Genomic DNA, 18,433 nt, shown 5'->3' with positions numbered 1-18,433 from the left:
CCGGGAGCGGAACCGAGACCATGGCGCACACCGCCCTGACACAGCCGGCCCCGGTCGCGGTCCCGACCCGCTCGGCCTGGGCACGCCTGCGGGCGAGCCGGGGCTGGGCGGCCTTCTGGTTCATGCTGCCCACCGCGCTGATCCTCGGCCTGTTCCTGGCCTACCCGCTGCTGAAGGGCATCTGGCTGTCCTTCACCAATGCGCGGATCGGCCGGGAGGGGGTGTTCATCGGCCTCGAGAACTACGCGTGGCTCTGGGACGACGACGTGTTCTGGCTCTCGGTGTTCAACACCTGCCTCTACACGGCGGTGGCATCGGTGGTGAAGTTCGGCGTCGGCCTCTACCTCGCCCTGCTGCTCAACAAGAATATGCCGTTCAAGTCGATCATCCGGTCGATCGTGCTGATCCCGTTCGTCGTGCCGACGGTGCTGTCGGCGATCGCGTTCTGGTGGATTTTCGACAGCCAGTTCTCGATCATCTCGTGGTCGCTGCGCCATCTCGGGGTCATCGACGGCAACATCGACTTCCTGGGAGACCCGAATCTCGCCCGTGCCTGCGTGATCTTCGCCAATATCTGGCGCGGCGTGCCGTTCATCGCGATCACGCTGCTCGCCGGCCTCCAGACGGTTTCGCCCTCGCTCTACGAAGCCGCGACGCTCGACGGCGCCTCCAACTGGCAGATCTTCTCGCGGATCACCCTGCCGCTGCTGACGCCGATCATCGCGGTGGTGATGACCTTCTCGGTGCTGTTCACGTTCACCGACTTCCAGCTGATCTGGGCCATGACCCGGGGCGGGCCGGTGAACGCCACCCACCTGATGGCGACCCTGTCCTACCAGCGGGGCATCCTCTCCGGGACGCTGGGCGAGGGGGCGGCCATCGCCACCGCCATGGTGCCGTTCCTGCTCGTCGCCATCGGCATCTCGTGGTTCGGCCTGCAGCGCCGGGCCTGGCAGGCCGGGGAGTCCGACCGATGAGCGCGCCCGCACCGCCGGCCCATGYCGACCCGCACCTCGCTCCGGTGATGGAGGCGCGGCCGGCCGGGCTCACCGACAATTCCGAGGGCATGGCCTATCTCGAACGCCTGCCCCGGCGCCTCGTGACCACCTACCTGCCGCTCCTGGTCATTCTCGCGGTGCTGCTGTTCCCGTTCTACTGGATGGCACTGACAGCCATCAAACCGGACGAGCAATTGATCGACATGGAGCGGTTCAACCCGTTCTGGGTCGTGGATCCGACGTTCAAGCACATCCACAAGCTGCTGTTCGAGACGCAGTATCCCCGCTGGCTCTGGAACACGATGTACGTGTCGGTCGCCGCCACGATGCTGTCGCTGTTCGCCAGCGTGCTGGCTGCCTATGCCTGCGTGCGCGTCCGCTATCGGGGCGCGGGCTGGGTCGGGGCGGCGATCTTCCTCGCCTACCTCGTACCGCCCTCGATCCTGTTCATTCCGCTGGCCACGATCATCCAGGCCTACGGCCTGTTCGATTCGCCGATCGCCCTGATCCTCGCCTACCCGACGATCCTGATTCCGTTCTCCACCTGGCTGCTCATGGGGTATTTCAAGACCATTCCCTACGAGCTGGAAGAATGCGCCCTGATGGACGGCGCCAGTCGGTGGCAGATCCTCACCAAGATCGTTCTGCCGCTTGCTTTCCCCGGCCTGATCTCGGCCGGGATTTTCTCCCTGACGCTGTGCTGGAACGAATTCATCTACGCGCTGACGTTCCTGTCCTCGACCCAGAACAAGACGGTCCCGATCGCCGTGGTCAGCGAGTTCGTGGACGGCGACGTCTACAAGTGGGGCTCGCTGATGGCCGGCGCGCTCCTCGGCTCGCTGCCGCTGGTGATCCTCTACTCGTTCTTCGTCGAGTACTACGTCTCGGCACTTACCGGCGCAGTGAAGGAGTAAGGGGACGGTTCAGACCTTCGTCATCGCGCGCGCAGCGAAGCGAGCCAGGGCGGCGGGACGTCGGCCGACGTGGCGCTGACTGGATTGCTTCGCTGCGCTCGCAAGGACGGACACCGTTGCTAGCAGGGCTCGATGACGCGGAGAATGCGCGCGGATCCGCCAGCGCAGAATCGCGGACCGGCCCCATTGAAGGTCACGCCATGGCCCATTTCATCGACGCCTGATCCACCCTGGTCAACGACGCCCTCGACGGGCTGCTCGCGGCCAGCGGCGGACGCCTCGCGCGGCTCGAGGGCGATCCCGGCATCCGCGTAGTCCTGCGTGCGGCGCCGGATCCCGACAAGGTTGTGGTGATCTCGGGCGGCGGCTCCGGCCACGAACCGGCCCATGCGGGCTTCGTCGGACCGGGGCTCCTGAGTGCCGCAATCTGCGGCGACGTCTTCGCCTCGCCGAGCGTCGACGCCGTGCTGGCCGGGATCCTCGCGGTGACCGGGCCGGCCGGGTGCCTGCTCATCATCAAGAACTACGCGGGCGACCGTCTGAATTTCGGCCTGGCGGCGGAACGCGCCCGGGCGCTGGGCCACAGGATCGAGACCGTCATCGTCTCCGACGACATCGCTCTGCCGGCGGCCAAGCAACCCCGCGGCGTCGCCGGCACGCTGTTCGTGCACAAGATCGCGGGCCACGCCGCCGAAGCCGGGGCGCCGCTGGAGACCGTCGCCGGCCTGGCGCGGCGGGCCGCGGCCGCCGCGAAATCCCTGGGTCTCGCGGTCTCGACCTGCACGATCCCGGGCTCGCCGCGCAGCGAGCGCCTGGCCGAAGGGCAGGCCGAACTCGGCCTCGGCATACACGGCGAACCGGGCGTGGAGCGTATCACCCTGCCGAGGGCGAGCGACCTCGCCCGCATGATGGCCGAGCGGCTCTCCGAGTCGGTCGCCGGCGCCGATCGGCTGGCGCTCCTCGTGAACAACCTCGGCTCGGCCACCGCGCTTGAGATGCAGGTGCTGACGCGGGCGGTCCTCGCCACCGATCTCGGCAAGCGCGTATCCCTGCTGCTCGGTCCCGCGCCGCTGATGACGGCGCTCGACATGCACGGCGTCTCGCTGTCGGTCCTGCCACTCGACGAGGCCCGCGAAGCGGCGCTCGCGGCGCCCGTGCCGGTGCCGGCCTGGCCCGGCGCCGTTCGGATCGCGCCGCCGGTCCTGAGGCCCATGCCGGAGGGGTTGGCGGGTGAAACCTTCACGCCTTCGCACGATGCCGTCACGGCGAGCCGGATCGCCGCCGTAGCCAAGGCCCTGATCGCCGCCGAAGGCCCGCTCAACGCCCTCGATGCGGAGGTCGGCGACGGCGATGCCGGTACGACCTTCGCGGGCGCCGCGCGCGCGGTCCTGGCGGATCTCGACCGTCTGCCGCAGGCGGAGCCGGCGGCCCTGTGCCGGGCGTTGGCCGAGCGGATCGGGCGAGCCGTGGGCGGGTCGAGCGGCGTGCTCGGCTCGATCTTCTTCGCCGCCACGGCCTCCGCCCTGGCAGAGGGCGCAGCCTAGCCGGAGGCCCTCGGCCGGGGCGTGGCGCGGGTACAGGGCTATGGCGGCGCCGCCGCCGGGGACCGGACCCTCCTAGACGCGCTGATCCCCGCCGTCGAGGCTCTGAAGACTGGCGATCTACGCGCCGCCTCCGCGGCCGCCCGAGCCGGTGCCGACGCTACGGCCCGGATGGAGCGGGCGGGTGCCGGCCGGTCCAGCTATTTGGCGACGGCGGATCTCGCGGGGGTCCAGGATCCGGGAGCCGCCGGCGTCGCCGAGGCCTTCGCGGCGCTGGCGGATGCGTGAGGGACTAGCCCGTTCGCCCTGAGGTTGCCGCGGCACGCGCACCTGCGGTTGACGCTATGCCGGCTCGCGCCTAACCGGCGCGGGCGGCTCGAGACGTCCCCCCGGGGCCCCCGCGCCACCGACTGCCGGGATGCGCTGGGACCATCGCCATGCGGAACTGCCTGATCCTCGACGATTACCAGAACGCGGCCCTGAGGCTCGCCGATTGGGGACGCCTCGCCGACCGGGTGACCGTATCCGCCATCTCCGAGCATATCCCGGATCCGGATGCCCTCGTGGCGCGGATCGCGCAGGCCGAGATCCTCGTGATCATGCGGGAGCGCACGCCGTTCCCGGGCGATCTGCTGCAGCGGCTGCCCCGGCTGGAACTCCTCGTCACCAGCGGCATGCGCAATCTCGCCATCGACGTCGCGGCGGCCCGCGCGCGCGACGTCGTGGTCTGCGGAACGGATTCGAGCCCGACCCCGCCCACCGAATTGACCTGGGCTCTGATCCTCGGCCTGGCCCGCCACCTCGCGCCGGAAAGCCGAACCCTGCGCGCGGGCGGGCCCTGGCAGAGCACCATCGGTACCGATCTCGCCGGCGCGACGCTGGGCGTCCTGGGTCTCGGCAAGATCGGGGCACGGGTCGCCGCCATCGGGCGCGCCTTCGGCATGCGGGTGATCGCGTGGAGCCCGAATCTCGATGACGGGCGGGCCGCAGCGGCCGGCGTGGAGCGGGCGGCCTCCAAGGAAGCGCTGCTGGAAGCGAGCGATGTGGTCACGATCCATCTCGTCCTGGGCGACCGGACGCGGGGCCTTCTCGGCGAGGCCGAACTGCGACGCATGCGTCCGGATGCGCTATTGGTGAACACCTCCCGGGCGCCGATCGTCGACCGGACGGCTCTGGTGCGGGCGCTGGAGGAAGGATGGATCGCCGGCGCCGGCCTCGACGTGTTCGAGACCGAGCCGCTGCCCGCCGACAGCCCGTTTCGCCGGCTGCCGAACGTCCTGGCGTTGCCGCATCTCGGCTACGTGTCGCGCAACAACTACCGGACGTTCTTCACCCAGGCGGTGGAGGACATCGAGGCGTGGCTCGCAGGATCTCCGATCCGGACGCTGGGCTGACGCTAGGCGGCGCGCGGGTCCAGGGCATCGGCGAGGCCATCGCCCAGCAGGTTGAGCGCCACCAGGGTGGCGATCAGGAAGGTCGCCGGAGCGGCCAGCAGGTGGGGGGCCGCTTCGATGGAACGGGCGCCCTCGGCGATCAGCACGCCCCAGCTCGTCTGAGGCTCCTGCACGCCGAGCCCGAGGAACGACAGGAAGCTCTCCAGCAGGATGACCTGCGGCACGAGGAGCGTCGCCGTCACGGCCACCGGACCGAGGGTGTTGGGTACGATGTGCCGGAGGATGATGCGGGGTGTCCCGAGACCGAGGGCGTGTGCGGCGCGGACGAAGTCCCGCTCGCGCAGCGACAGGGTCACGGCGCGCACCACTCGGGCCATGTCGAGCCATTCCACGGCGGCGATCGCCGCCAGCATCAGCAGCAGGCTCGGTCGGAAGAACACCAGCAGCAGGATGACGAAGAACACGAAGGGGAGGGCGTAGAGCACGTCGACGCAACGCATCATCACGGCATCGAGCGCCCCGCCCACGAAACCTGCCGTGGCGCCGTAGGCGACGCCGATGAGCAGGGCCACGAGGCTCGCGGCGAGGCCGATCGCCAGTGAGATCCGGCCGGCAACGAGGCAACGGGTCAGGAGATCGCGGCCCTGCACGTCCGTGCCGAGGAGGAAGTGCAGTCGCTGGATCGGCACCGCAACCACGAGGCTGCGGCCGCCATCCCCCGTGTCCACGACCGTGGGTGTTCCGAACAGGGCCGAGCGCGGCAGGTAGACCAGACTGCGTCGATCGACACCCGCATCGGAACGGAGCGTCAGCCGCAGCATGTCGCCGTCGCGGGCGACTACGTCGAGCTTCGCCCGCATCCGGAAGGCGAGACGCTCGAGGGCCGGGCCGAGATGCGCGGCATCCGGCTGCGCCGCGCCCCCCGCGGGGAGCTGACGGAGGTCGGGATAGGCGCGTTCGGCATCATGGCCCGTGAATCCAGGCCCGATGAGGCAGGCGAGGGCGACCGCGGTGAGCACGGCGAGCGCGGCCAGGGCGGTGCCGTTGCGGGCGAGGCGGACGAGCACGCGCCGCGCCGGTGCTGCCCGCGGCGACGCCGCGCTCACGCCGCGGTCCGCAGGCGCGGGTCGAGCCACGCGCAGGCCAAGTCGGCCGCGATATTGAGGGCGATCACCAGCCCGGCGACCAGCAGCACCGTTCCCATCACCAGCGTGTAGTCGCGGTTGAGCGCCCCCTCCACGAAATAGCGGCCGATCCCCGGCAGGCCGAAAATCGACTCCACCACGACCGAGCCGGTTAGCAGGGACGCCGCCAAAGGTCCGAGATAGGCGACCACCGGCAGCAGGGCGCCCCGCAGGGCGTGGCGCGTGACGCGGGCCGGCGGCAGGCCGAGGCTCCGCATGGTGCGGATCGGCTGCGTGCGCAAAGCCTCACCCAGGGAAGCCCGGGTCATCCGGGCCAGGGCGCCAACCTGCGGCAGGGCCAGGGTCACGACGGGCAGAACGAGATGGCTCGGGGCGCCGTCGTTCCAGCCGCCCAGCGGCAGCCAGCGCAGGCTGAGGCCGAAGGCGATCTGGAGGAGGGGGGCGACCACGAAGCTCGGCAGCGAGAGCGTCAGGGCGGCACCGATTCCCAGAACTCTGTCGATGACCCCGCCGCGCCGGAGTGCCGCCGCGATGCCGAGCCCGACCCCCAGGGTCGTGGCGAGGGCCAGCGCGAGGGCACCGAGCGTCGCGGAGACCGGCAGGCCACGGGCGATCAGGTCGAGGACACTCTGGTCGCGGAACGAGAAGGACGGACCCAGGTCACCGCGCGCCAGGGCCGCGAGGTAGCTCCCGAACTGCGCGACCAGCGGCCGGTCGAGACCGTAGACCCGGCGCAGGTTCTCCATGGCGGCGGGCGCCAGGGGCCGTTCCAGGTCGAACGGGCCGCCGGGCGCGAGCCGCATCAGGAAGAAGCTGACGGTCACGACGGCCAGCAGCGTCGGGACCGCCTGCGCGAGGCGACGCAACATGAAACGGATCAAGCGTCGAGCCTCAGGAACCGTGTCGGCGCCGCGTTACGCAGGTTCGGGTGATAACCGTGCAGCCGCGGCGCGATCAGCGCCTTGGAGCGGTAGTGCATCAGCGGAATCCAGGGCATCTCGCGCAGCGCGATCGACTCGGCGTCGTAGAGCAGGTCGGCCCGCCGGACGAGGTCGCGCGCGGCGGCGGCCTTCGCCATCAGGTCGTCGAAGGCTGCGTCCGACCAGTGCCCGGCATTCATGCCGTCGTTTCCGCTCTGGAGCAGGAACAGGAAGTTCTGCGGATCGGAATAATCGGCGATCCAGCTGTAGCGCGCCACATCGAAGTCGCCGCCGTCGCGCAGATAGGCGAAATGGGTCTTGGCATCCGTATAGACGTAGCGGGTGACGATCCCGAGGTCGCGCCACATCTCGCCGATCGCCACCGCGATGGTGCGGTTGTTGTCGCTGACGTTGAACCGGTACTCCACCGTGAGCGGATTATCGGGGCCGAAACCGGCCTCGGCGAGGAGCCATCGCGCCTCCGCCTCGTGGTCGATCGGCAGGCCTTGCCGACCCGCGATCTCGGGGGGCGTCCGGTAATGATCGAGACCCGGCGGGCACAGCGAATAGGCCGGACTCATGGTTCCGCCGTTCAGCCCGTCGGCCAGATATTCGCGGTCGATGACGAGCGACAGCGCCTGGCGGACCCGCCTGTCCGAGAACGGCTTCTTGCGGGTGTTGACCACCAGCGCCGCGAGGCCGAGCGAGGGGCCGAGCACCACCTGGGTTCCGAAACGGCGGCGCAGGTCGGCGATCTGATCGACGGGCAGATCGGCGAGCGAGTCGATCTCTCCGGCGGCATAGCGGCGCACGGCCGATGCCAGGTCGGGAGTCGGGAGGAAGGCGACGCGGCGGATCGCGAGGGCCGCGCCGTCGGGATGGAGCGGGTTGGCCTCCAGGGTGATCGCACCGCCCGGCACGCGGTCCAGAAGCCTGTAGGGGCCGTTCGTTACGAGGTTGCCGGGCCGGGTGAAACCGTCGCCGTACCGCTCCACGGACGCACGATGCACCGGCAGGGCGGTCTGGTGGGTCAGGAGCTCCAGGATGTAGGGGGTCGGCTGTTCCAGGGTGATCGCGAGCCGCAGCGGCGTTTCCGCGACAACCCCGAGGGCGTCCGTCGGCTTTTCGCCGCGGTTGACGGCGGCCGCGTTCCGGATCGGGAACAGGATCTCGGCGTATTTCGCCCCCGTGGCCGGGTCGAGCATCCGGCGTAATGAATAGACGAAGTCCGCCGCCGTGACCGGTTCGCCGTTCGACCAGCGGCCGTCCGGCCGCAGGTCGAAATGCAGGCTGAGCCCGTCGTCCGACAGGGTCCAGGTCCGGGCAGCGCCCGGGATGATCGCACCCCTGTTGTCGTAGGTCAGGAGCCCGTCGCAGAGATCGCGCAGGATATGCGCCTCGGCAACCGTGGACGAGCGGTGCGGGTCGAGAGTCTCCGGATCGGCGTCGTTACCGCGCCGGTACAGCAGCTCGGCCGCATGGGCCGGTCCCACGGCTGAAACGGCGGCGGCGCCTACCAGCCACGCGCGCCGAGTGAGGCGCATCTCAGCCGCCGGTCTCCGGGACGAGCCCGGCCGCCTGAATGCCGGCCACCGCGCAGATCTCGTCGTTGTCGGAGGTGTCGCCTGAAATGCCGACGGCGCCGAGGAGCCGGCCCTCCGTGGAGCGGATCAGGACACCGCCGGGCACCGGAACGAGAGCGGCGGGTCCGGCAAGATGGGTCACGGCCGCGACGAAGTAGGGCTGAGCCTCCGCGCGGGCATGGATCGCCCGGGAGCCGAGGCCGAGCGCCAGCGCGCCGTTGGCCTTGCCGCAGGCGATCTCGGCCCTGCGCAGGGAGGTGCCGTCCTCGACCGCGACCGCCTTGAGCGCGCCGCGGGCATCGTAGACGACGACGGCCAGCGGCTTGAGTGTGCGCGTTCGCGCTTCCCGCAGGGCCGTGTCGACGATTGTGCGGGCGGCCTCGAGGGTGAGATCGATCATCGGGATCCAAGGTGGACGCCGCTCCCTGCGGCGGCCCCATCCTTACGGATGGGAGCCCGACCGGTCCACCGATGCAGGCTGTTGCCGCGTTCGATCCCTTTCGCAGCGGTGGGCCGATCCGTGGGCCGGCCTCATCGACGAGCTGAGCCTGCGCTCCTCGCCCCAGCGGTCGACGGCCTGTCGGGCGCCCCCGCGGTTTTCGACTTCGACGGGGCGGAGACGGAGACGATGGGCAGCCGTCGCAGGCTCGACCCCACGGCCTGCGAGCGCCTCTCCGACGGCGTGGTGTGGCTGCGCTACCGGATCACAACGGTCGAGCCGCCGGCAGGCGAATGATGCGCGCCAGAAACGCGTCGTAGCGGTCCGCGACCGTTTCCGGCTGCTCGAAATGCGGGAACGCGCCGGTCGGCAGGGTGTCGACGCGCCAGTTGGGCCGATCGGCAACACGCGGCACCAGCCGATAGTCGACGAAGTCGCCGCGTTCGCCGTGCACCATCCAGACCGGGAGGCGCAGGCGCTCGTAGAGGCGTGTCGCGTCGGTGGGGAACAGATGACCCGCGATGAAGCAATACGGCGCGTGCTCGGCACCCGGCTGGTGGGCCGATGCGTGGTCGTAGGCGAGAAGGCCCTCGTCGATCCTGTCCGAGCCGAAGGTCTTCTTCAGGAAGAAGCGGATGCTCGGACGCGTGACCAGGGCGTCGAACAGCGGCCGGCCCAGGGGCGGTCGATCGAGGATGTCCCGAAGCCAGTCGCGTCCCCGATGACCGTCCGGCGGTCCCTCACCGGAGAGCCGTGCGTCGAAGCCCGTCGGGCTGACCAGCGCGAGGCTGCGATAGGCATCCGAGCGTTCCAGGCTGGCCCGCGCGAGGAACGAGGCCGACAGGGATAGGGCCAGGGCATCGATGGGGTGATCCCCGTGACAACGCCGGATCTCGTCCGCGGCGGCGTGGATCGCCTCCACCATGAGGCGCGGCGTGTAGCGGCGGCGCGAGCGTTCGGAGAATCCGAACCCCGGCAGCTCCAGGGCGTAGACCGGCCGCGTTTTGCGGAAGCGCAGGTAGAGCGGCCGGACCTCGTAGGCGTTGGCGGCCGCGTTGATCGAGTGGATCAGCAGGAGCGGGACACCGTCCGCCTCCGTCGAGCGATAGAGCGAGAGCGCGCCGGCGCGCCGAGTGGGCATCAGATCGTGCCGCCCCGGAAGGGCCGGCGGCAGGGGCATCCGCCTGTTCACCGACAGGCGGCTCCAGCCGACGAGGCCCGCGGCCGAGCCGACGAGCGTCAGGGCCGCCGCGGTCGCTATGCGGCCCGTGCGGTGCCGGGACTGGGGATTCATCGGGACACCTCGAGTCGATCCCGCATCCGCGGGCGGTGCGCGACAACGCCGGGACCGGCGGGAAGTGCCGGATCCGCGGCGCTAGGAGGCGTGCCCGGCGAAGCTGCCCGCCTTGAGGGCCGGGACCTGGGCGGCCGACCGCGCCGGCGCGTCACACCGACCCGCCGCCTCGCGCAGGAAGTCTACCGTCGGCGGGTCGTTGAGCCAGCCCTGGACCCGCTGCGAGATCAGGAGCTTCCGCTCACGCCGGTCGTAGTTGGCATAGGAGGCCGCGATGAATTCGGCCCGGCTCATCGTGCGCGCGGGGCCGGACCGGCGTGTCTCCGCCTTGAAGAACAGGGCGCTCCCGGCAACGCCGAAATGCTGGGCGATCTCCGGATAGACCGGCCAGCTGCCCTGGCCGCCGAGGTCGTCGGGCAGGAAGGCGTCGAGGTCGCATTCCTCGAACGGCACGCCGGCTTTGGTCAGCAGCCCGCGGGCGAGATCGGCCACCACGTAGAGCTTGGTGTGGTTGATGGAGTGCATGAAGCAGCCCCGCCGCGCCCACCGCGTCAGATGTGTGTCGAGGTCGTAGCCCGCCTGGACGCCGAGCCCGCGCAGATACGCGACCGACTCGTCCCACAAATTGAAATACCCGAGGCGCTCGAAGACCGGCTCGGAGAACAGACGCAGCGCCTGCGCCTGCGAGAAGCCCGACAGGTAGGCGAACAGGGTGATCGCGGAATGCGAATGGCCCATCGGCCCTGAGATCAGGCCGTGGAGCGTCACCGAATCCTGCACGCCGACATGGACGAGATCCGGATGATAGGCGCTGAACACGATGGTCGGGATCAACCGCACCTTCGGGTGCGTCCGCAGGGTGTCGATCGTACCGCCGCCCTTGAACCGGGGCAGGTAGATGCTGCTGAAGACGTGGTCGTAACCGTCGGCATGGGCCATGAGGTCCGCGAGGCGCGGGAACCGGCGGGCGGCCGTGAAGGCCGAGACGAAATCCACCCGCGCGTCGGGCAGCAGGTAACGCATCGCCTTGGCGATGGACCCGGCCTGACAGACGCCGATCACGAGGATACGCGGAGATCCTGTCCGCTTCTTCCCGAACTGCGCGAGCCGGTGCCGCGCGCGCCAGAGGCTATCGACGGTCAACATCCGGTCTCTCTCGCATGTCCGCGGGCCGCGGGCAAACACCGCCTGCGGCGGGCTGGCACGCCCCGGGAATCACGGTCTTCGGCCGGGATCAGGGGCTCTGTCGCGCTCCCGATGTCGAGCGCCTCGCGCTTCGGCGCCGGTCGACCGCGTATCCCGTGGCGCGAACCCACGGAGTCGCCGACCGGTCCGCCACGGAAGTCGCGACGCGGTCATCGTGTCGCGAGGGCACAGTTAGTCGATGTTCTACCGGATGCGCGCACCTCGAATTGTTTAGATCTCCAAGAGAAAATTTCATCCGTCGTCCAGATAAATGCCCGGCATCCTGGTTGAAAAGATCGCGGTAATGCTTGGATTCGACACGACTGAGCGTTGACACCTTCAGGGCGCCAAGTGCACGTTGGAATGAACGGAGCATGAAGCTCGCGGATGGGTCGCTCGCGGGCATGAAGGCCGCGGGGCGCCCGACGATCGAGGCGTCCTCACTTTCATCCCCGTCAGCCTGGACCGACGTGGCGGCCACCCGGACCGCGCCTACAGCGAGGCCGGCTTTGCACTATGGCACCTGGGACAGTGGCCGCCATCACGAATCCGGTCTCAATGCGCCGGCGCTTGGACTGTCGGTTCATGCGGCCGGCGGCCGCGGCAATAGGGGACAGGGGTTCCAGACGACAGTCGGCCCCGGGTGGCGCTGGCACTCAGCGGCCAACGCACCGGGGGGAGATGGAAAACGGGCTGGAACGGAAAGGCGGCGGGCCTTCGCATCGTCCTGAACAGTCGGAGATTTGGCGATGGATTACGTACCTTCGATCGCTGCCGTCACGGCGGCCGCCCAGAAGCCACAGCCCGTCGAAGCGGGGGCCCCCACACCGAAGGAGGCGATTGCTGTCGCACCGCCGCCTCTCGATCCGCGGTCCATCTACACGCTGTCGCCCGAGGCTGCCGTCGCAGTATTCGCGTTGGCCGAGACCCGGATCCAGGCGGCCGACGCGGCGGCATTCGACCCGCCCGACCGGCGCGGTGCGCAGGTCGTCGCGGAGCTGGCATCGGCTGCGGCGACGACGCCCGTCGTATCGCCTGAAACGACCAAGACGATGGCCGCGGCCAACCGGAACTGGACCGAGGACGTCCGGCTGGATCACAGCCCGTCCCGAATCGTCGAGACCGATACGGTCGTTCAGTACGACAATCCGCGGGTGATGGCGACTTGGAGCGCGGCTTTTCCCGACATCGCCGGCCGGAAGTTCCGCGGGCTATTGCTGGCGGATACGCACGTCCGATCGGCTCTGCGTCAGGCACAGATCGACGCCGGCTTGAGCAGTTTGGAAAAGAACATCTATCCGCTCTGCAACAGCGAGCATTTCGAAGCGATCCGCCATGAAAATCCCGGCACGCATATCAATTGGATCAATGTCGACAACGATGAAATCGTACTGTTCTGGCCGAAACATTCCGATGACGGATGACGACCTTGCATCGGCCATGTGAGATCACGGCGACTGGAGGCCGTGAGGTCCGGCGTCGGCGCGCGGCTTGGATCGGATGCATGATTTCGGCGCCGACCCCGGCGACCCGGGTCAGAGCGTCGGCAGGACGGACCGCACATGCGCGGCAAAGGCTCGCGTCAACGGCGCGGCGTGTAGTTCGTCCAGATTCAGTGTCACCCCGATCCTAGGCAGCGTCGGCAAGCCGCTGTCGCGGGTCAGCACCTGCAGGTCGGGCGGGACGGCGGAACGGGTCAGGACCGCCACGGCCTGGGCGGAGCGCACCACGGCCAGCAGACCGGACAGGCTGCCGCTCGCGTAAGCGATGCGGTATGCGCGACCGGCTCGGTCGAGGGCGGCGCGCGCAGCCCGGTGATCAAGGGTGTCGGGGTCCCCCAGAGCGAGCGGCAGCGGATTCGGCCACGGGCCGGCACTGTCGCGCGCGGCGACCCAGACGAGGTCCTCACGCCTGAGCATCTCCCGTCCGGCCGCGAGGGGGACCGAGACCAGCGCCAGGTCGAGGCCGCCCTGTTGCAGGCGCTTCTCCAGCCTCGGCGTCGCAGCGCACACGACTGCGATCGCGGCACCGGGATGATGGCGCGCGAAACCGCGCAACAGCGTCGGCAGGAACGCCTGGGCGTAATCGTCTGGGCAGCCGATCCTCAGGGAGCCGTTGAGGCTCTGCCCGTTCAATTCCGCCAGGGCATCGTCGTGCGCGGCCAGGATCCGGCGCGCGTGGCGCAGGAGGCGCTCCCCCTGCACGGTCAGCGAAACACCCCGCCCGGTCCGGCGCAGCAGCGGCTGAGCGACGAGATTCTCCAGGCGCTTCATCTGCATGCTGAGCGCGGCCTGGCTCCGGCTGACGCGCTCAGCGGCGCGGCTGAGGGCGCCCGTCTCCGCCACCGTGACGAAACTGCGGAGCAGATCGATATCGAGGCTGTGTCCCATCAGGAAAGGTGAACTCTCAGTTCAGAACTATAAGCTTTTCTGCGTGTGAATCCCCTTCTAGCCTGGGCGGGTTCGACAGGGGAACAGCAGCGGCCATGACGCGAAACGACGATCCCGACTTCTGGACGCGGGCGCGTCGCCATCTGGTCCGGTACGGCGGCGCCTTCGCGCCGGTCATCATCGAGCGGGCGGAGGGCAGCTTCGTCTACGATGCCGAGGGCCGGAAGATCCTCGATTTCACCTCCGGCCAGATGAGCGCGATCCTGGGTCACGGTCATCCCGAGATCGCTGCTGTCGCGGCGCATCACGTCGGACAGCTCGACCACCTGTTCAGCGGCATGCTGAGCCGTCCCGTCGTCGATCTGGCAACGGAACTGGCGCGAATCGCCCCCGGCGGCCTCGAGCGGACCTTGCTGCTGACGACGGGCGCCGAGGCCAACGAGGCGGCCCTGCGCATGGCCAAGCTGGCCACGGGCGGGTGGGAGGTGGTGAGCTTCGCCCAGTCCTGGCACGGCATGACGGCCGGAGCCGCCGCGGCGACCTACAGCGCCGGTCGCAAGGGCTACGGGCCGGCGCAGGTCGGATCCTTCGCGATCCCCGCGCCGAACGCCTACCGACCGGCGTTCGAGAAGGACGGCGCATCGGATTGGCGAACCGAGCTGGACTACGCCTTCGCGCTTCTGGATCGGCAGTCGACCGGCAACCTCGCGGCGTTCCTGGCGGAGCCGATCCTGAGTTCCGGCGGGATCATCGAGCTGCCGCCGGGCTACCTCGCCGCGCTCAAGGGCAAGTGCGCCGAGCGCGGCATGCTGCTGATCCTCGACGAGGCCCAGACCGGCATCGGCCGCACCGGCCTGATGTTCGCCTGCGAGCGCGACGGCGTGGTGCCGGACATCCTAACCCTGTCGAAGACCCTGGGAGCCGGCCTGCCGCTTGCCGCAGTCATGACGACCCCGGAGATCGAGGACCTTTGCCACGCGCGGGGCTTCCTGTTCTACACCACGCATGTCTCCGATCCGCTTCCGGCGGCGGTGGGCCTCAAGGTGCTGGAGATCGTCCGGCGCGACGGCCTCGTCGCGCGGGCCGAGGCAGCCGGAGCCCGGCTCTCGGCGCGGCTGCGGGCGCTCCAGCAGCGCTTCGGCTGCATCGGCGACGTGCGCGGGCGCGGGCTGCTTCAGGGCGTCGAGATCGTCGCCGACCGGGCCACGAAGGTGCCGGCACCGGAACTTGGCGACGCGGTCACCCGCCGGTGCCTCGACCTCGGGCTCAGCATGAACATCGTCCAGTTGCCGGGCATGGGCGGCGTGTTTCGCATCGCGCCGCCGCTGACCGCCACCGATACCGAAATCGACCTCGGGGTCGACATCCTGGAGCGCGCCCTCGAAAGCGCGGTCTGACAGCCGACAGGGCTTTTCCGGCAGGCGCCAAAAGACTCAGGCCGCCTCGATCTCCGTGCTCACCGTCAGCCACTCTTCCTCGGCGACGGCGAGCGCGCTCGCCGCGTCGGCGCGCATCTTGGCGATCTCGCCGGCCTTGGCGGCGTTCTCGCGGAAGGCAGTCCCATCCGCGAGCGCCGCGTCGATCTTCTGGATCGCGGCGGTCAGCTTCGCCATCCGCGCCTCGATCGATTCGAGGCGCTTGCGCAGGGGGGCGAGGGCGGCCCGGCGCTCCACGCCAGCGCGGCGCGCCTCTGCCTTCTGGCCGCCCGAAGGTTCCGCCTCGCGCTCGGCCTCGCGCTCCGGACCCGACAGGACGAACCGTCGGTAGTCGTCCATGTCGCCATCGAAGGTCTTCACCGTGCCGTCCGCCACCAGCCACAGCCGGTCTGCGCAGGCTTCGACCAGGAATCGGTCGTGCGAGACGAGGATAACGGCACCCTCGTAGTCGTTGATCGCCTCCACGAGGGCCTGCCGGCTCTCGATGTCGAGGTGGTTGGTCGGCTCGTCGAGGATCAAGAGATGCGGGCCTTGGAACGCCGCGAGCCCCATGAGCAACCGCGCTTTCTCGCCCCCCGAGAGCTTCTCCACCGGCGTGTCGGCTTTGTTGGCACCGAACCCGAGCCGTGCGGTTGCGGCTCGCACCTTCGCTTCCGGTACATCCGGCATGAGGGTCCGGACATGCGCGTAGGCGCTTTCGGCCGGGCGAAGCTCGTCGAGTTGGTGTTGCGCGAAATAGGCGACCTCCATCTTGGAGGAGCGCTTGACCTCGCCGCCGATCGGCCCGAGCCGGCCGCCGATCAGCTTGCAGAAGGTCGACTTGCCGTTGCCGTTGGCGCCGAGGAGCGCCACACGGTCGTCGGGGGCGAGGCTGAGGTCCAGGCCGGTCAGCACGACCCGGTCGCCGTAACCGGCCTTGACCCGCTCCATGGCGACGATCGGCGGCGACAGCGGCTTCTCCGGGCTCGGCAGATGAATCACCGGCACGTCGTCCTCGAGGAGCGCGGCGATCGGCTCCATCTTCGCGAGGCGCTTCATGCGCGACTGGGCTTGGCGCGCCTTGGTCGCCTTGGCCTTGAACCGGTCGATGAAGCTCTGGAGATGCGCCCGCTCGGCGTCCTGTTTGACCTTCGCCTTGGCCTGCAGGACGCGCTTCTCCGACAGTTGCCTGGCGAAGCTCGAATAGCCGCCGCGGTAGATCGCCAACTTGCCGCGGTCGAGATGCAGGATGTGGTCGACGCTCGTGTCGAGGAGATCGCGATCGTGGCTGATGATGATCGCAGTGCGCGGGTAACGCTCCAGATAGTCGTAGAGCCAGAGGGTACCCTCGATGTCGAGATAGTTGGTCGGCTCGTCGAGAAGCAGCAGGTCCGGCTCGGAGAACAGCACCGCCGCGAGCGCCACGCGCATCCGCCACCCGCCCGAGAAGTCCGAGCACGGTCTCCCCTGTGCCGCGGCATCGAAGCCGAGGCCGTGCAGGATCGCGGCGGCGCGGGCGGGCGCCGAATGCGCGCCGATATCCACGAGCCGGGTCTCGATCTCGGCCCGGCGCAAGCCGTCCGCGTGCTCGGCCTCCGCCATCAGGCGGGCGCGCTCGGTATCTGCGGCGAGCACCACCGCGTGCAGCGTCTCCGGTCCCGCGGGGGCTTCCTGGGCGACGGCGCCGATCCGCATGCCCTTGGGCAGCGAAACGGACTTCGCATCGACCGGCAGGTCGCCGAGGATCGCCTTGAACAGGGTGGTCTTACCGGCGCCGTTGCGCCCGACGAGCCCCACGCGGGCGCCCTCCGGGATCGTGAAGCTCGCGGAATCGAGAATCAGACGGTCGCCGATGCGATAGGTGAGGTCGTTGACGCGCAGCATGGCGGCCTTCTGGCCGTCCGGACGCGGCGAGGCAAGGCCGACCCCGCGCCGCGTGCGATCCGAGCGTCCCGCTTGATCCGAGCGCTTCACATCGCAACGAGATCTGCAAGGACGGCTGAATTTTTAACGGAATGGCGTCAAACAAGCAGCGGGTGTTGTGCATCTAGCAGATGATTAGCTGATTATCGGTTCTATCACGGTCGCCCGCCGGGACGTCGGGGGCTCGGGATAGAGTCGAACGGCGGAGGGAGATGGTGGGCCAGACCCTGATCTTGACCGACGAGATCGGCCGCGGCGAGCGCCTCGCACGCCATCTCGGCGCCGGCGGTTCCGTTTCGGTCCACGATCTCTACGGGGACGTCCCTCCGCCCGCTGGGGCTGCGCTGATCATCAGCGACGTCAGCGCGCTGACGTCCGAATCCGTTCGGCGCCTCCGACAGGCCCTGACCGTCGCGCGCGGACCCACAACGCCGTTCCTCGCCCTCATCCACGGCAGTCTCGGGCGGGGCGAGATCCAGGCGACCGCCCTCGGCGCGACCCGTATCATGCCGGCCTCCGCCGCGAATGCGATGCTCCTGAACGCCGTTGCCGCCCTGACCGGCGGCGCGCCTGTCAAGCGGCCGGCGGGCCCTTGGCAGCAACACGTCACGGAAGCCCGCTCCGCCTTCGCCGCCATCTTCCGGGCCGATGCGGCGCCGCCGCTGGCCATTGTCGAGTCCGGCGCCAACCTCGTGAATCAGGCGATCCGCGAGGCGAAGGTGCGCGATTGGCTCGCGGTGGTCGCGAGCTTCGACGACGTCACCCACCGCCATTGTCTCAGCGTGGCCGGCCTCGCTGCGGAATTCGCCCGGGCCTTGCGTCTCAACGAGGCCGACTCCCGATATCTGGTCAAAGGCGCTTTGCTCCACGACATCGGCAAGGCCAAGATCTCCCTCGCCATCCTGAACAAACCCGCCCCCCTGACCCCGGAGGAGCGGCGCGAGATGGATCGCCACCCCGCGCTCGGTCACGCGATGCTGCTGACGGGCGATTACGATGCGCTGACCCTATCGGTCGTCCGCTCGCACCACGAATATCTGGACGGTTCGGGTTATCCGGATGGCTTGCGCGGCGCGGAGATCCCCGATCTCGTGCGTCTCATCACCATCTGCGACATCTACGCCGCGCTGATCGAGGCACGCCCCTACAAGGCTCCGAAGTCGGCCAGTGAAGCCTACGCGATCCTCGCGCAGATGGACTCGCGCCTCGACATGGATCTGGTCCGCGCGTTCGGCGCGGTCGCGGACGCCTGCGACACGCCCCGTCGGGCCTCCGCCTGAGACCGCAGGCGG

The 18,433-nt window shown here is 69.4% G+C and carries 14 protein-coding genes and 1 pseudogene; 7 read left to right on the top strand and 8 right to left on the bottom strand.

The window, feature by feature from the left end; translation table 11 throughout:
• Positions 1-20 precede the first annotated feature (20 nt).
• The 4 genes and pseudogenes from ACXJKQ_RS02960 (at position 21) to ACXJKQ_RS02945 (ending at position 4,847) form a co-directional block, all read left to right on the top strand.
• Positions 21-977, top strand: coding sequence for a carbohydrate ABC transporter permease (locus ACXJKQ_RS02960; RefSeq protein WP_457104285.1), 957 nt, complete (start codon positions 21-23; stop codon positions 975-977).
• Positions 978-1,024: 47 nt separating this feature from the next.
• Complete coding sequence (locus ACXJKQ_RS02955) at positions 1,025-1,912, top strand: carbohydrate ABC transporter permease (RefSeq protein ID WP_457104416.1); 888 nt, start codon at positions 1,025-1,027, stop codon at positions 1,910-1,912.
• Positions 1,913-2,142: 230 nt separating this feature from the next.
• Positions 2,143-3,741: pseudogene (locus ACXJKQ_RS02950) on the top strand (dihydroxyacetone kinase subunit DhaK).
• 149 nt (positions 3,742-3,890) lie between these two features.
• The gene (locus tag ACXJKQ_RS02945; RefSeq protein WP_457104284.1) at positions 3,891-4,847 is read left to right on the top strand and encodes a D-2-hydroxyacid dehydrogenase family protein; all 957 of its coding nucleotides are present in this window, start codon (positions 3,891-3,893) and stop codon (positions 4,845-4,847) included.
• Between the two features lie 2 nt (positions 4,848-4,849).
• Here ACXJKQ_RS02945 and ACXJKQ_RS02940 read toward each other — a convergent pair whose 3' ends face one another.
• The 6 genes from ACXJKQ_RS02940 to ACXJKQ_RS02915 form a co-directional block, all read right to left on the bottom strand.
• Positions 4,850-5,953, bottom strand: a complete 1,104-nt coding sequence (locus ACXJKQ_RS02940) for an ABC transporter permease (protein WP_457104283.1) — start codon at positions 5,951-5,953, stop codon at positions 4,850-4,852.
• Entirely contained in the window at positions 5,950-6,873 is a 924-nt protein-coding gene (locus ACXJKQ_RS02935) for an ABC transporter permease (protein WP_457104282.1), read from the bottom strand. The genes ACXJKQ_RS02940 and ACXJKQ_RS02935 overlap by 4 nt, the downstream gene beginning before the upstream one ends.
• Positions 6,870-8,456 (bottom strand): peptide ABC transporter substrate-binding protein, encoded by a 1,587-nt coding sequence (locus ACXJKQ_RS02930; RefSeq protein WP_457104281.1) that lies wholly within the window; start codon positions 8,454-8,456, stop codon positions 6,870-6,872. The genes ACXJKQ_RS02935 and ACXJKQ_RS02930 overlap by 4 nt, the downstream gene beginning before the upstream one ends.
• 1 nt (position 8,457) lies before the next feature.
• Positions 8,458-8,895 carry a GlcG/HbpS family heme-binding protein gene (locus ACXJKQ_RS02925; protein ID WP_457104280.1) on the bottom strand — a complete coding sequence of 146 codons (438 nt, stop codon included), beginning with the start codon at positions 8,893-8,895 and terminating at the stop codon, positions 8,458-8,460.
• Between the two features lie 304 nt (positions 8,896-9,199).
• The gene (locus ACXJKQ_RS02920) at positions 9,200-10,228 is read right to left on the bottom strand and encodes an alpha/beta fold hydrolase (protein ID WP_457104279.1); all 1,029 of its coding nucleotides are present in this window, start codon (positions 10,226-10,228) and stop codon (positions 9,200-9,202) included.
• An 81-nt stretch (positions 10,229-10,309) separates the two neighbouring features.
• A complete protein-coding gene (locus ACXJKQ_RS02915) occupies positions 10,310-11,374 on the bottom strand; it encodes a WcbI family polysaccharide biosynthesis putative acetyltransferase (protein ID WP_457104278.1) in 1,065 nt (354 codons plus the stop codon).
• A gap of 788 nt (positions 11,375-12,162) precedes the next feature.
• On the opposite strand from ACXJKQ_RS02915, the gene ACXJKQ_RS02910 reads away from it, so the two are divergent.
• Positions 12,163-12,837 (top strand): hypothetical protein, encoded by a 675-nt coding sequence (locus ACXJKQ_RS02910; protein ID WP_457104277.1) that lies wholly within the window; start codon positions 12,163-12,165, stop codon positions 12,835-12,837.
• Between the two features lie 111 nt (positions 12,838-12,948).
• Here the strand turns inward: ACXJKQ_RS02910 and ACXJKQ_RS02905 are convergent, their stop codons facing one another.
• A complete protein-coding gene (locus tag ACXJKQ_RS02905; RefSeq protein ID WP_457104276.1) occupies positions 12,949-13,803 on the bottom strand; it encodes a LysR substrate-binding domain-containing protein in 855 nt (284 codons plus the stop codon).
• Between the two features lie 95 nt (positions 13,804-13,898).
• Here ACXJKQ_RS02905 and ACXJKQ_RS02900 point away from each other — a divergent pair, with 95 nt between their 5' ends.
• Positions 13,899-15,200, top strand: coding sequence for an aspartate aminotransferase family protein (locus ACXJKQ_RS02900; protein ID WP_457104275.1), 1,302 nt, complete (start codon positions 13,899-13,901; stop codon positions 15,198-15,200).
• Positions 15,201-15,236: 36 nt separating this feature from the next.
• Here the strand turns inward: ACXJKQ_RS02900 and ACXJKQ_RS02895 are convergent, their stop codons facing one another.
• The gene (locus tag ACXJKQ_RS02895; RefSeq protein ID WP_457104274.1) at positions 15,237-17,102 is read right to left on the bottom strand and encodes an ABC-F family ATP-binding cassette domain-containing protein; all 1,866 of its coding nucleotides are present in this window, start codon (positions 17,100-17,102) and stop codon (positions 15,237-15,239) included.
• Positions 17,103-17,647: 545 nt separating this feature from the next.
• Between ACXJKQ_RS02895 and ACXJKQ_RS02890 the strand changes: the two genes are divergently transcribed.
• On the top strand, positions 17,648-18,421 hold the full coding sequence (locus ACXJKQ_RS02890) for an HD-GYP domain-containing protein (RefSeq protein WP_457104273.1): 774 nt from the start codon (positions 17,648-17,650) through the stop codon (positions 18,419-18,421).
• Positions 18,422-18,433: the final 12 nt, after the last annotated feature.

The sequence above is a fragment of the Methylobacterium sp. P5_C11 genome (assembly GCF_054049775.1).
This window is presented reverse-complemented; position numbering and strand designations above follow the sequence as displayed.